This window comes from Phascolarctobacterium succinatutens (assembly GCF_958453765.1).
In the GTDB taxonomy this organism is placed as follows: domain Bacteria; phylum Bacillota; class Negativicutes; order Acidaminococcales; family Acidaminococcaceae; genus Phascolarctobacterium_A; species Phascolarctobacterium_A succinatutens_B.
The window spans coordinates 143,673-158,197 of the sequence record NZ_CAUDZA010000001.1; the positions used below are offsets into that span (position 1 = coordinate 143,673).

The window sequence follows — 14,525 nt, forward strand, 5'->3', positions numbered from 1 at the left end:
ACAATATGAAACTAATTGTCGGCCTTGGCAATATCGGCCGCGAATACGAAAATACCCGTCACAACATCGGCTTTATGGTAGTTGACGAGCTGGCTCGCCGTCTCGGCGTGAGCTTCGGTAAAGAGGACCGCAGTGCCTATATGGCAGAATACCGCGCTCCCGAAAAAATCATCATCATCAAGCCTACCACCTACATGAACCTCAGTGGTGTTGCCGTAGGTGCCTACGCCAACTTCTATCACATCGACCCAGATGATATCGCTGTTATCCAGGATGATATGGATATGCCCGTAGGTCAGCTGCGCATCCGTCGCAAGGGCAGCGCCGGCGGTCACAATGGTATCAAATCCATTACCGAGCATTTAGGCACCGACGCATATCCACGCTTTAAAATCGGCATCGGCCACCCGGCACGCAACAACAAGGCAGTTGTCAACCATGTACTGCATGCCTTCCAGGGCGATGACAAAACCGCCATCGAAGCAGCTGTAGCAGAAATGGCTACAGCGCTGGAGGAATGGATTAAATCCGGCGATATCGAAGAGGTTATGCAGGCCCACAACAAGAAAAAGCCTAAGGCTGAAAAACCTGCGGCTGAATAAGCAATGCAAAAGAACTAGCAAGAGCAGTCATAGCTCCAGCTAGTTCTTTTTTGGTTATGCAATTTGTTTAATAAAATTACGGCTTATTAAAGGCCGGTGTCAGCATCGGTTCAACAGCACCTGTATCAGGAATAAGGTCTGCTGTTCCCCTGAGCACGATTTTGTCTGCCAGAACAAAGCCGTTCAGCTGACAGCTTGCACCTATCGTCACCGTTCCCTTCGCCAGCAGCAGCGCCTGTGCCATTTTGGTACCGTCGCCCAGCGTAATATCGCCCTCTTCACTGATAAGCACTATGCGGTCCGGGTAATATGAACCCGGTGCGGTATTTATCGACAGCTTATTGGCTATCAATGTTGCACCCTGCAGGCCTTTGCTGCCAAGACTCAGCGAAGTATTACTCCTCAGATAATAAAAGCGGGCGCTGAGGCCGTTTTCCTCCGTAGTCCTTTTGTTCAGCGAGGCAGAGCATTTATTCTGCAGAAAGCTAATCTGCGGCAGCCTTACTTCTTCTGTGCTTGTATATAACGCTGCCTGCTGCAGATATTCACTTCCTATCAGCGAACGCCCTGCCAGCACGCTCTTAGTTGCCAAAGCCAGCATCTGCGGACTGAAGCTCACCCTAAGCCTGTGCAGCCGCTGTACTGCGCCAACATGATTAGCGGCTATGGCAGACACCTTCAGGTAATCTATTTGCCCATCTGAGCTGTAACTGCTTTCGCTTGTCACTTTTACCGGTTCGTTGCCCGGCTGCAGCTCGCCCTCATAGCAAAGCTGCGTACCCGCAGGCTGCGGTTTTTGACCTATGGCCTGCAATACGGAGCCGCACAGCAGCCGCAGCTGCTGCCCCCGTAAAAAATCCTTTTCCGCCTCATAGCCCTTTACTGCATAAAGCAGGCAAAGCTGGGCGCTGAGTGCCAGCAAGAGCGCTGCCAGCAGGCACGGAAGCGATATACTTCCCTTTGCGCTATGCATCATCTGTTATCCTCGCACTATAACAAATAAGATACTGCGTCACCCGCATGCTTCTGCCGTTACGGTAAAGATCGAAGCTTACGCACAGCATTTGCGGCGAGCAGCGTCGCACCTGCCATCCGAAAACGCCTACCTCCTCCAGCGACACCGGATTCACACCCGTGCCTTTATTGGTACGCGTCCTCTGATATACTCCCTGCTTATCGCTGTAAACAGTCACCTGTTTACACCCCTCAAGCATCCTGCAGCTTATTTTGCCGTCAGCCTGCAGACGCACGCTCTGTGCATCATAGCAGACTGTCTTTTCCAGCTGCGCCAAAATATGCCGTCTGGCTTCCTGCAGCTGCAGCTCATCCTGCAGGCAGCCAAAGCCGCGACCGACAGTGCCTGTTGCTTTAAAGACCAACGTCACCAGCACTACTGCCAGCAAAAGTCCCAACAGCAGCTCCAGAAGCAGATAGCCCCTCTGCCGTCGGCAGCGCACGGATAAGCGTAACCCTGACCTTGCCATAAGCAGCCTGCACCTCCTGTACCGCCAAGCCGTCTGTGCTGCCGGCGCTAATCCTTTGCGTCACGTCAAAGCGGCCGCTATATTCTTCGCCCGCCAGCACCTGCTGTGCGGCCTCCACAGCCTGCTGCAGTTCAAGGCTTTCATTCAGCAGATAATTGCTGCGGTAAAAGCCCTGTATCGCTGTCGCCAGCAGCACTGCCGTAAGGCAGAAGCACACCAGCTCCTGTACCAGGCAAAAACCTCTGCTATTTTTCATAAACAGTCACCCTGCCTGTAACCGGCTGCACCGTCAGCCGGCAGTGCATATCAGGCAGCTGTCTATGCTCCAGCCTGTAACCGCCAATGGCTGTCGGATTGCCGTTTTCATTATAGCTGAGATTCTTAATCGCTTTTTCGCACGTCAGGCTGATGTCAGCATCGAGCCTTACACGCTTCCAGATTTTATGCGCGCGCTCAATTCTGTAGCTATGCTTATCCTTATCGCTGACTTTAAGCGTGTACATATAATTTTCCGGCTGAAACAGCGTCTGCTGCTGCATCTGTCTGATATCCGCCGCCAAAAGATATGCTGTATAGCGCAGCTGCTGCCTGTAATACTGGCGCTGCAGCGTCTTGCTTCCGGGATACAGCATTACTGCCGCAAGTCCCAGGCACCCAAGTGCCAGCAGCAGCTCCAACAGCAGATAGCCTGCTGTCTTATTGTTCACCGGCGTTAGCTTTACTGCCAGGTGATGTTACTGCCGCACCCTTGCTGTTTTTGCCGCTGAGGGTATAGGTGCCGTCGGTTGTATTGGGTGTATAGGTAAGTGCCTCGCCCTTGGCATCCTTGAATTCCAGCTTACCGCCCAGATATTCGCTGTCCAATGTAGTAAGCTCTGCCGGCACCGTGCCTGCATCCATCTTATACAGCTGAATTGCCTGGTCGATAGTCACCAGATCGTTTTGCAGACGGGCATTCTTCACTCTGTCGTTAGCACCCGAAAGCGAAGGCAGCAGCATGGTAGCCATAATGCCAATCAGCGCCGCCGCTGCTACTACCTCGATTAAAGTAAAGCCTCCCTGTTTACGCATTGTTTTTAACATAATCGCACCTCCTGAATTTACTCCGGCATTGCCGAAAGCATCTCAAATAGCGGACCGATAACTATGCAGACGATTCCCGCTATGATAATCGCTGCCACTAAAAGCAACAAGGGCACCAGCAGCTCCTGCAGCCTGCCAAGCTGCTGCTGCAGACGCTGCTCACCGGCCGTTACTGCTTCCTGCAGCATTTGCGGCAGATAGCCTGTAGATGCGCCCACGCATACAAGCTCCAGCATCAGCGGCGAAAAAAGCTCTTTCGCGCCGCCTGCAGCCTGTTCAATCGCAATGCCTCGCTTTAGTCTGCTGTTCAGCAGGCGCAGCTGCCCGGCATACTGCTCATCATCCATGGTATCCGTCACAATCGCCACCGCTTTTGTTATGCCTACACCGCTTTCCAAAAGCAAGGCCAGCAATCTGCAAAAGCGTACTTCTAATAAAAGGCCATGAAAATTTCCGCTTAACCGGCTGCGTAAAAAACAGCGCAGCAGCCTGCGTCCCAGCAAAAAAAGTGCAGCTGCTACGCCTGCCGTCAACGCCAGCGCTGCCAACGGCTGCTGCAGCAAAGCATCCTTCAGCATCAGCAGCAAAGCCAATGTACCCGTCGGCAGCACGCCCATAGCGCTGTAGGTATCCGCCAGCACCGGCAGGATGTACAGTAAAAACAGCAGCAGCACGCAAAACGATGCCAGCAGCAAAAATGCCGGATAAGTTACAGCCCTCTGCACAAAACGCCGCAGCTTAAGCTGGCGGCTGTAATAATCTGCCAACTGCTCCAGCAACATGGCCAGCTCACCGCTTTCTTCCCCCACAGCCACCAAAGTAACTGCCAGCTGAGTACAGCAATCCGCTTCCGCTGCCAAGGCCTGTGCCAGGCTGCTGCCACGGCGCAACCTTTGCTGCAGACGATAGCAGAGCAGCATCTGCTTAGCGCTGCCATGCTTTTGCAATAGCTGCAGAGCATTCAGCAATGACAGGCCGCTGCGCAGGATAACCGCCAGCTGCCTGTAGAAGCTAATCTGCTCCGCCAGGCTCACGCCTCCTCTAAGCCTAATTTTCATCACCTCCACATGGCCGATTATAGACTATTTGTGAATTTTCTGTCTAATTTTATTTGTCACATATGTGAAATCTGTGTGACATAAAAATCTTATTTTTACCGCAAGCAAAAGAAAAACTCTGCAAGCCTCATATTACAAGACTTACAGAGTTTTTCTAAACTGATTAATTTCCTGAAAATTATCTGCAATTATAACGTTCTAAGCAGTCTAAGCAACAATATTTTGCTCATGACCATGACGAAGCCAAACGCAAGCGCTGATGCCGAAAAGAATCACGCCGGCTACTACAAAAAGACTTTGCAACGGCGCAAATGTAGCAATAGCTCCGCCAAGTACAGGCCCTACCATGGAACCGAACTGCTGAGCACTGAACATAAAGCCAAAAACGCGTCCGCGCTGGTCGGTAGTTGTATTGCTGGCCAAAACCGCACTCAGCGAAGGCTGAATACCGGCACAGCACAAGCCATAGCAAAAATTGCAGACACAGAACAAAAGCAGTGTCTGCGGCATTGCCGTCACCGCACTCATCAAGCCGGAAAGCAGCGTAGCAGCGCACAACGCTTTATAAAAGCCGTGCTCCTGTCCGAAGCGTCCCCAGCTCGGCGCAGTAATAGCGCTGGCAATGCCTACGAGTGAAAAGGCCACGCCGGAAAGAAACATAATGTTGCCCTCACCATGATTCAGCTCTGCCACATAAAGGCTCAAAATCGGCTGAATCAGCAGGATAACCATCTGAGCTACAGCAATGTAAATCAGCGTTTCACGAATTACAGGTTGCTGTAAAAGCTGTACCTGCGGCTTGGCCGCAAGCTTTTTCGGCTCCGCCTTCGGCGGCTCGGGAATGTAGAACATAAATACCAGCGTAATAATCGTCAGTAACCCACCTGCAACGAAGAATGAGGCACGCATGCCAAACAGCGTTGCCAATGAACCGCCTACAAGCGGACCAATGACGTTGCCGCAGGTCAGTCCTGCCTGCATAATGCCCAAGCTCACGCCCAGCTTTTCCATCGGCACCAGACTGGTAGCAATCGCCAGGCAGGCGCTCCACAAGCCGGCAGCAAAGCCCTGCAGCACACGCACACCGAACATCTGCTCCGGCGTAGTTACTATGCCGCCCAAAAAGTACGACAGAGCCAGGCCTGCACCCGCACGCACCGCCATCATCTTTTTGCCGCGCGTATCAGCCATTTTACCCCAGATAGGCGCCATGATACCTCCAATCAGAAAGGTTATGGAAAAAATCGCACCATTCCACATTTTTACATCGTCTGCGCTCACTCCCAGCTCGTTCATCAGATACATCGGCAAAAAGGGAATAAGCATAGTATAGCCTGCAGCCATCAATACGACATTAGCCGTGAGGATAGCCAGAATAAGCTTCCAGTTTTTCATAAAATCCACCTCAAAACAAAAAATCATACAGCAGTAATAGATTATTATAACGCTAAGGCCGTTTTTGTGCAAATAAAAAATCTGCAATACAGCCTCAATTGCATAATAAAATTACGCTTAGAAAAACGAGTTCCGCCGCAACAGAAACCTATATAAAACTGTACCAAAATAATGCCAACACAACAAAACAGAACGCCGAAACCCGCTTGCCTAACGGATTTTCAGCGTTCTGTCTGTTTTTGGAGGAGAAAATATGAATTTGCTTAAAAAGCAAATAGCAGCTTGTTTAAAAGTAGAGGAGCTAACCAATGCACTTAAGGAAATTGTCAAGGTCAAAGGTCAAAGGTCAAGGCTGCAATGCAAAATCAGGAAGGGACGATATACATTGGTTAGCCATCACTAACTTCATGATTATTGTAGCACATATTTTTACAGTTAGCAATAGCTAATTTTAATTTTTTTTATTTTTTTCGCGATTAACGCTGCGTGCAAAAAACAACGCAGTCACGTTGCCGTTTTACGGAATACGTAACTGCGTTTAAGCTTGCACTTATTTTATACTTCCGGCTTGTTCTCGCCGGCAGCTTCCTTAGCCTGCTCCTGCTGCAGCAAAGCCATAAACTGCTCACCGGTGATAGTTTCCTTCTCAAGCAGGTACTGTGCCAGTACATCCAGCTTATCTCTGTTGTCCTGCAAAATCGTGCGTGCCTTTGCGTGAGCCTCCTTTATCAACGCCAAAACATTGGCATCAATCTTGCCGGCTGTAGTTTCACTGCACTGCAGGGCAGCGTCACCGCCCAGATAACGGTTGGCCACAACCTCGGTAGCCATCATATCAAATTCTTCCGTCATACCCAGACGCGTTACCATGCTGCGTGCCAGCTTGGTTGCCTGCTCGATATCATTGGAAGCGCCGCTGGTAATGCTGCCGAAAACAACCTCCTCGGCACTGCGGCCGCCGGTCATGGTTACAATCTTGTTGAACAGCTCTTCCTTGGTCATCAGCACGCTGTCATTTTCGCTGATTTGCATGGTGTAGCCCAAAGCGCCGTTGGTACGCGGAATAATAGTAATCTTATGAACCGGAGCACTGTGCTTCTGCATAGCAGCCACAAGTGCGTGACCGATTTCGTGGTAGGCAATAACCTTTTTCTCTGCGGGAGAAATTACCGCACCCTTACGCTGGTAACCGGCGATAACGGTTTCAATGGATTCCTCCAGATCTTCCTGCTCCACCACGTTACGATGCATTTTTACGGCACGCAAAGCACCCTCATTGATAATATTGGCGAGCTCTGCACCGCTGGCTCCGGCTGTTGCCCGCGCCAACGTACCGTAATCGATATTGTCTGCCATACGCACACTGCGTGCGTGAACCTTCAGGATAGCCTCACGGCCCTTCAGATCAGGCAGCTCAACCGGAATACGGCGGTCAAAGCGTCCTGGACGCAAAAGCGCCTTATCCAAGGATTCCGGACGGTTGGTAGCCGCCAAAATTACTACGCCCTTGCTGCCATCAAAGCCGTCCATCTCACTCAGCAGCTGATTCAAAGTCTGCTCGCGTTCATCATTGCCGCCGAACTGACCGTTATCACGACGTTTGCCGATGGCATCGATTTCATCGATAAATACTATGCAAGGCGCCTTTTCCTGCGCCTGCTTAAACAAATCGCGCACACGGGCAGCACCCATGCCGACAAACATTTCTACAAATTCACTGCCGCTGATACTGAAGAACGGCACCTTGGCTTCGCCTGCTACCGCACGCGCCAGCAAGGTTTTACCCGTACCGGGAGGGCCTACCAGCAATGCACCCTTCGGCATGTTAGCACCGATATCCTTGTACTTGCCGGGATTATGCAGAAAATCCACCAGCTCCATCAGTGCCTCCTTAGCCTCGTCCTGACCTGCTACATCGGCAAAGCTTTTGCCTGTCTGCGCTTCCACATAGACCTTGGCATTACTCTTGCCGAAGCTCATGGCGTTGCCGCCCATGCGCTTGCCCATAAAGTACATAAACAGCTGTCCAAGTCCAAAGAAAATCAGAATAGGCAGTACCCAATTGGTGAAAAAGGTTACAAGCGGACTTTGTTCCTTGGGCACAACCTGCGTAAATTCTACCTTACTTTTCATCAGGCGGTTAGCCAGCTCCGGGTCCTCCACTCTGCCGGTAACATAAATTTCCTTTTCGTTGTTCTTATCAACCGCAGCCAGACGCTTATCGGTAATTTCTACCTTAGATACCTTGCCTTCATCCACCATCTGAAGAAAATTATTATAGGAAACCTCCTTCATTTTCGGGTTGAAGAACATTGGCATGATTACGGAATTGAATACCAGAATCAAAACCAGCATCAGCATATAATAATACGTCAATGGCCGTTTTTTATCATTGTTATCGTTCATCATTTCATCTCCTCGCTATGCTTTATAAGTATTATTGTATACCTATTTATAGCAATAAACAAACGAAAAAAATGTGAAGCTGATTGTATCGTCAACACAAAAAGTGTTAAAAAATCACACTCTCCCAGTCCCCTGCAAGAATACTTGTATACATGCGTCCTATCCCTTGAATTTACATGCCGTTTTCTATACAATTAGCATGTAACTATCTAAGGAGGTCAAACTTATGCCTAAAATTAATACAGTTTTAGTTGCTAACCGCGGCGAAATCGCCATCCGCGTTTTCCGCGCCTGCAACGAATTAGGAATCCGTACTGTTGCTATATATTCCAAGGAGGACACCCTGTCCCTGCATCGCAACAAAGCCGACGAGGCCTACATGGTAGGCGAAGGCAAAAGTCCGACCGACGCTTATCTTGATATCGAAGACATTCTGCGCGTAGCCAAGGAGCATGACGTAGATGCCATCCATCCCGGTTATGGCTTTTTATCTGAAAACAGCAATTTAGCTCGCCGCTGTGCTGAGGAAGGACTGATTTTCATAGGCCCTCGCCTGGAACACCTGGTAATGTTCGGCGACAAAATAAACGCCCGTAAGCAAGCCGAGCTGGCAGGCATCCCCATGATTCCCGGCAGCAAGGGCACGGTAAACAGCCTCGATGAGGTACTGGCCTTTGGTGAAAAATGCGGCTATCCTATCATCATTAAAGCAGTCAACGGCGGCGGCGGCCGCGGTATGCGCGTTGTTCACAGCGCCGAAGAAGCCATAACTGCCTACGACATGGCTAAAAGCGAAGCTAAAAAAGCCTTTGGCAATGATGAAATATATCTGGAAAAATATCTGCAAAATCCGAAACACATCGAAGTACAGATTATCGGCGATACCCACGGCAATTTAATGCATCTGTTTGAGCGCGACTGCTCCGTACAGCGCCGCCACCAGAAGCTGGTTGAAATTGCTCCGGCCTTCGCTCTGCCTATAGAACAACGCAAAGCTATCTGCGACGCTGCTGTCAAGCTGATGAAAAATGTTGACTACATCAGCGCCGGCACCGTAGAATTTTTGGCTACTCCCGACGGCAAGTTCTACTTCATCGAGGTTAACCCCCGCATTCAGGTTGAGCACACCGTTACCGAGCAAATTACCGGTATCGACATTGTACAGACACAAATCAAGATTGCCGAGGGCTACAACCTGCACGGCCCGGAAATCGCCCTGCCGCAGCAGGATGAGCTGACAACCATCGGCCACGCTATCCAATGCCGTATTACCACTGAGGACCCGTCCAATAACTTTATGCCCGATACCGGCAAGCTGATTACCTACCGCAGCGGCGGCGGCTTCGGCATCCGTCTGGACGGCGGCAACGCCTTCACCGGCTCCGTCATCACTCCGTATTACGATTCTCTGCTGGTTAAGGCTACCACCTGGGGCCTCACTCACCAGATTGCAATTACCAAGATGCTGCGCTGCTTAAAAGAATTCCGTATCCGCGGCGTCAAAACCAATATCCAGTTTTTGGAAAATGTACTGCAGAACCCGCACTTCATCAAGGGCGATTACACAACCGACTTTGTTGATAATACACCGGAGCTGTTTGTCTTCCAAAAAACCTTGGACCGTGGCAACAAGCTGCTGAACTATATTGCTGACATTACTGTCAACGGTTATTCCAACGTCGGCGTACAGCCGAAGCCGGACTTTGCACCGCTGAATATGCCCAAGCCCTACAACGGCATTCTGGCACTGGGTGCCAAGCACGTTCTTGATACCCGCGGACCTGAAGGTCTGGCTGAATGGGTACTGGCACAGCAGGAGGTTCTGCTCACCGACACCACCTTCCGTGATGCGCATCAGTCCCTCTTCGCAACCCGCCTGCGTACTGCCGATATGCTGCGCGTTATGCGCGACACCGCCGGTAAACTGCCCGGACTCTTCTCCTTTGAATGCTGGGGCGGCGCTACCTTTGACGTAGCCTATCGCTTCCTCGATGAAAGCCCCTGGCAACGTCTGGCACAGTTCCGTCAGGCTGCTCCGAACATTCTCTTCCAGATGCTGCTGCGCGGTGCCAACGCCGTAGGCTACACCAGCTATCCGGATAATGTTGTTAAGCAGTTCATCAAGCTGGCAGCCAAGAACGGTATCGACGTTTTCCGTATCTTCGACAGCCTCAACGGTCTGGACAATATGCGCCTGTCCATTGACACCGTCCGCGAATGCGGTAAGGTAGCAGAAGCAGCACTGTGCTACACCGGTGATATTCTCGCCCCCAACCGCGATAAATACGATTTGCATTACTACATCAATATGGCTAAGGAGCTGGAAAAAGCCGGCGCCAACATCATCGCCATCAAGGATATGGCAGGCCTGTTGAAACCGGAAGCAGCTTACCGCCTTGTAAGCAGCCTCAAATCCTATGTCAACGTACCTATCCATCTGCACACCCACGAGGGCAGCGGCAACGCTATCTACACCTACGCGCGTGCTATTGATGCCGGCGTTGATATCGTAGATACTGCTATGAGCGCCATGAGCAACGGTACCTCCCAACCCAGCGGCAGCAGCCTGTACTACGCACTCAGCGGTCATCCGCGTCAACCGCGTCTTGACGTAGACGCTATGAACGAGCTGTCCCGTTATTGGGAAACCGTGCGCCCCTACTACAAGGCTGCCGACAGAACCGAAAACTTCCCCAACCCCGAGGTTTACGTACACGAAATGCCCGGCGGACAATATACCAACCTCAAACAGCAGGCACAGGCTCTGGGCCTCATCCATCGCTGGGAGGAAATCAAGGATATGTATCACCGCGTATCCATGATGTTCGGCGATTTAATCAAGGTTACTCCGTCCTCCAAGGTTGTCGGTGATATGGCACTCTTCATGGTGCAGAATGAGCTGACGGAAGAGGATGTTTACGCTAAGGGCGATATTCTGGACTTCCCGGCCTCCGTTGTGGAATTCTTCGAAGGACGCATCGGCACTCCGTACCAGGGCTTCCCCGAAAAACTGCAGAAGCTGGTGCTCAAAGGACGCGCACCTATCAGCGAGCGTCCGGGCGCTGTACTGCCTCCGGTAGATTTTGAGGATGTACGCGCTAAGCTCAAGGAACTGGATGCACCTACTACGGACGAAGCAGTCAGTGCTTACTGCCTCTATCCTAAGGTATTCATCGACTGGGTAAACCGTTACAACCAATTCGGCGATGTATCCGTTCTCGATACTCCTACCTTCTTCTTCGGCATGACGCCGGGCGAGGTTATCAAGGTTGAAATTGAACAAGGCAAAGTGCTCGTTATCAAGCTGGACCACATCTCCGAAGCCAATGCTGCCGGTATGCGTACCGTATTCTTCGAATTCAACGGCTTGCCGCGTGAAATCGAAATCAAGGACCGCAACGCCAAGACCACCACTGTTACACGCAAGAAAGCAGAAAAAGGCAACATGGGTGAAATCGGCGCTTCCCTTTCAGGCTCCGTTGTCAAGGTTCTGGTAGAAAAAGGCCAGTCCGTTACCAAGGGCACTCCGCTGATTGTTACCGAAGCTATGAAGATGGAAACCACGCTTTCGGCACCGATTTCCGGCATCGTCAGCGCTATCCATGTAGCTGCAGGCGAACGCGTAGAAAGCGGCGACTGCCTCCTGGAAATCAAAACTCAAATGTAAATTACATACGCTTAAACTTAAGGCTGCTGCCGTGGCGGATTTCCGCTGCTACAGCAGCCTTACTTTTTTTGCTGGTCATTATTTTTCCTCTATGTTATGATATAGTTACTCTTTGCTTTTTTAAAAACAGCATTATTTGCTGCAATACATATTTTTATTACGAGGTGAGCACATGAAGCAGACAATCTATCAATATGTAAACAGCCATCTGGACGAGCATGGCCGCTTTACTGCTACCAATCTGTGCGATGACCGCTACGCCACCATTCCCCGTCCCCTTGGCTCCGAGGATGCCTTTCACTATACAATGGGCAACCTGCCCAATCCCAAATCCGCCAGCATACTGCTGAAGCTGCTGCAGGCTTATCTGAAGGAACCTACCACCAAGCAGCGCAGCAAACTGTACAATGAACTGAAGGGCATGGCCTTTGCGGAATATTGCGATCCCTTTATTGAAGCCTTAGACCAAAATGATATCAACAGTGTTGCCTTTGATCTGGCGCGACGCTTTTTCTACAACGCCGACGGACGTGAGCAGGTAAAATTCGCCCTGCTGCTTTTCGGCATGTACGGCATGGAAAAAATTTGTCAGCAGGAGCCGGAGCTGTGGCAGGATTTGCTGCGCATAGCACACTGCGAGGAATTTACCTTCGCCTTTTTATATTCCTGCCGCGTAACTAATTTCAACCCGCAAAACGCTATCTGGGAGCTTATCCGCTGCACCAGCGGCTGGGGCAAGGTTTTCAGCATTACCGACTGCCACTGCCGTGATGAGGAGGAACGCCTCTGGCTGCTGCAAAACGGTCCCGATATCGACGTAGAATATCCGCCGCTGTCCGTCAAATTCATCAGAGAAACACATTTAGAGGAACAGCTGGCACATCCGCTTAACTACGCACAGTATAAAAGCGCTGTCATCATCGTGGGCAATTATCTGATTATGCTCAACCATTTCCCGGCAGAGGTAATCGAAGAGCAGTTCAACATCAGCGATATCCATCTGAACAAGCTGCTTACATGTCTGCTCAAGCAGGCGGAAGTACATGTCAGCAAACCGGAGGATGTACTGGACTTAATCAGCTACGTTACAGCGCTGCAGCAGCTTTGCGATGAGCAGAACCATATGCAGCTCACGCTTAACCAATGCCATGAGCAGATTGCCGCCTGCGAAAAAATCATCTACCGCAAGGACTGGCAGCCTGAAATAGAAAATAATTTAATCAAGGATGATAAGCTCGATTACCAGCTGTGCAACCTGGCAGTGGAGCTTGATATAGACATTTGGCCGCGGCTTTTCGATTTTTGGCTGGCGCATCCGGACGAAACACCGCTGTTCCCGTACCTGCTTTCCTACGAAGGCGAGCAGCGCTCCGAACGCGTGCTACGTCAAATAGAATCAGACCTGCCCCGCTACTGCGTAGAACAAAACGACCTGCTGGTACCGCTGCGTTATCTCAACACACATCCAGGTGAAAGCGATGCTATTATCTGCGCTGCCCTGGAATCTATCTTCGATTTGCCGCGCGGCATCGCCTGCGGCATTGTCGATGACTGGGGACAGGAATTTATCACGCCTGCCATCCGCCGCTCGCTGATTAAAGCACGTCAGCTCAGCAATAACGATGTAGTTACCGCGCGTATCGACTGCCTGCTGGCAGGCAAGCATTTCGAAATCGGCAAGTTCCTCAACAAACGCAAATAAGCAGACTGCTATGCAATGTTATTGCTTAGCTTAGACAGTTATTGCTAAGAAAAGCTTTCTCAACACATAACAAAACCGGTTTCCCTATCGGCTTAAAAGCCTGGGAAACCGGTTTTTTAGTATGCACTTATTTACTTTTAGCCGCAATAGCCATGCGGATGGCCCTTATGCCACTTCCACGCAGTGCTGATAACCTCATCTACACTGCTGTGCTGCGGCTCCCAGCCCAGCTCTTCACGAATTTTAGCCGAAGAAGCAATGAGCACTGCGGGATCACCGGCACGACGCGCCTCCTCCACAACGGGGAAGTCAACACCGGTAACCTTTTTGGCACTGTCAATCATCTGGCGCACACTGAAGCCGTTTTCACTGCCCAGATTATACACCCGGCTGCTGCCGCCGCTCAAAAGATGCTTGAGCGCCAGCACATGCGCCTTCGCCAAATCGCAGACATGAATATAATCACGCACACAGGTACCGTCAGCCGTCGGATAATCGGTACCGAAGATAGAAACCTGCTTGCGCACGCCCTGCGCCGTTTTCAGAATCAGCGGAATGAGATGGCTTTCCGGGCTGTGATCCTCGCCGATATCACGCGTAGGAGAAGCACCGGCAGCGTTAAAATAACGCAAAGCTACATAACGCATATCATAGGCATGATCATAATCCGCCAGCATGCCTTCAATTGCCAGCTTAGTACGGCCGTAAACGTTGGTCGGTGCCAGACGGCTGTCCTCGGTAATAGGTACTGCTTCCGGCTCACCGTAAACAGCTGCGGTAGAAGAAAATACCATGCGGTCCACACCGGCACCACGCATAGCCTCTAAAAGATGCAGGCTGCCTTCAACATTATTAAAATAATATTTCGCCGGGTCGGTCATAGATTCACCTACCAGACTGCTGGCAGCAAAATGAATCACCGCATCAATTTTAAACTGCTCCATAATGTGCTTGGCAAAGCGTACATCATGGATATCGCCTTCTACCAGCTGTACCTCGTCAGGCACTGCCGCCTCATGGCCGGTAGAAAAATTATCATAAACAATAGGAGTAAAGCCGCTCTTTTGCAGCTCCTCCACTACATGGGAGCCAATATAACCTGCTCCGCCGGTAACAAGGATATTCATT

At 50.8% G+C, this 14,525-nt stretch carries 12 protein-coding genes; 3 read left to right on the forward strand and 9 right to left on the reverse strand.

Going from position 1 to position 14,525, the window contains the following annotated elements; all coding sequences use genetic code 11:
- The first annotated feature begins 5 nt into the window (after positions 1 to 5).
- On the forward strand, positions 6 to 602 hold the full coding sequence (gene pth, locus Q7Q81_RS00670) for an aminoacyl-tRNA hydrolase (protein WP_293693916.1): 597 nt from the start codon (positions 6 to 8) through the stop codon (positions 600 to 602).
- A 76-nt stretch (positions 603 to 678) separates the two neighbouring features.
- Here pth and Q7Q81_RS00675 read toward each other — a convergent pair whose 3' ends face one another.
- From Q7Q81_RS00675 to ftsH, 8 genes are all read right to left on the reverse strand, one after another.
- Complete coding sequence (locus Q7Q81_RS00675) at positions 679 to 1,578, reverse strand: hypothetical protein (protein WP_304272865.1); 900 nt, start codon at positions 1,576 to 1,578, stop codon at positions 679 to 681.
- Positions 1,568 to 2,086, reverse strand: a complete 519-nt coding sequence (locus Q7Q81_RS00680) for a hypothetical protein (protein WP_304272866.1) — start codon at positions 2,084 to 2,086, stop codon at positions 1,568 to 1,570. The genes Q7Q81_RS00675 and Q7Q81_RS00680 overlap by 11 nt, the downstream gene beginning before the upstream one ends.
- On the reverse strand, positions 1,971 to 2,342 hold the full coding sequence (locus tag Q7Q81_RS00685) for a hypothetical protein (protein ID WP_304272868.1): 372 nt from the start codon (positions 2,340 to 2,342) through the stop codon (positions 1,971 to 1,973). The genes Q7Q81_RS00680 and Q7Q81_RS00685 overlap by 116 nt, the downstream gene beginning before the upstream one ends.
- A complete protein-coding gene (locus Q7Q81_RS00690) occupies positions 2,332 to 2,793 on the reverse strand; it encodes a hypothetical protein (RefSeq protein ID WP_304272871.1) in 462 nt (153 codons plus the stop codon). The genes Q7Q81_RS00685 and Q7Q81_RS00690 overlap by 11 nt, the downstream gene beginning before the upstream one ends.
- The gene (locus Q7Q81_RS00695; protein ID WP_293692489.1) at positions 2,783 to 3,169 is read right to left on the reverse strand and encodes a type II secretion system protein; all 387 of its coding nucleotides are present in this window, start codon (positions 3,167 to 3,169) and stop codon (positions 2,783 to 2,785) included. Before Q7Q81_RS00695 ends, Q7Q81_RS00690 begins: the two co-directional genes overlap by 11 nt.
- A gap of 17 nt (positions 3,170 to 3,186) precedes the next feature.
- On the reverse strand, positions 3,187 to 4,227 hold the full coding sequence (locus tag Q7Q81_RS00700; protein WP_304272874.1) for a type II secretion system F family protein: 1,041 nt from the start codon (positions 4,225 to 4,227) through the stop codon (positions 3,187 to 3,189).
- Between the two features lie 207 nt (positions 4,228 to 4,434).
- On the reverse strand, positions 4,435 to 5,622 hold the full coding sequence (locus Q7Q81_RS00705) for an MFS transporter (RefSeq protein ID WP_303679120.1): 1,188 nt from the start codon (positions 5,620 to 5,622) through the stop codon (positions 4,435 to 4,437).
- A gap of 555 nt (positions 5,623 to 6,177) precedes the next feature.
- Positions 6,178 to 8,028 (reverse strand): ATP-dependent zinc metalloprotease FtsH, encoded by a 1,851-nt coding sequence (gene ftsH / locus Q7Q81_RS00710; protein ID WP_368502095.1) that lies wholly within the window; start codon positions 8,026 to 8,028, stop codon positions 6,178 to 6,180.
- 226 nt (positions 8,029 to 8,254) lie between these two features.
- On the opposite strand from ftsH, the gene pyc reads away from it, so the two are divergent.
- Complete coding sequence (gene pyc / locus Q7Q81_RS00715; RefSeq protein ID WP_304272881.1) at positions 8,255 to 11,695, forward strand: pyruvate carboxylase; 3,441 nt, start codon at positions 8,255 to 8,257, stop codon at positions 11,693 to 11,695.
- Between the two features lie 172 nt (positions 11,696 to 11,867).
- On the forward strand, positions 11,868 to 13,397 hold the full coding sequence (locus tag Q7Q81_RS00720; RefSeq protein WP_304272885.1) for a hypothetical protein: 1,530 nt from the start codon (positions 11,868 to 11,870) through the stop codon (positions 13,395 to 13,397).
- Positions 13,398 to 13,534: 137 nt separating this feature from the next.
- On the opposite strand, the gene galE is transcribed toward Q7Q81_RS00720, so the two are convergent.
- A complete protein-coding gene (galE, locus tag Q7Q81_RS00725) occupies positions 13,535 to 14,524 on the reverse strand; it encodes a UDP-glucose 4-epimerase GalE (RefSeq protein ID WP_303710049.1) in 990 nt (329 codons plus the stop codon).
- Position 14,525: the final 1 nt, after the last annotated feature.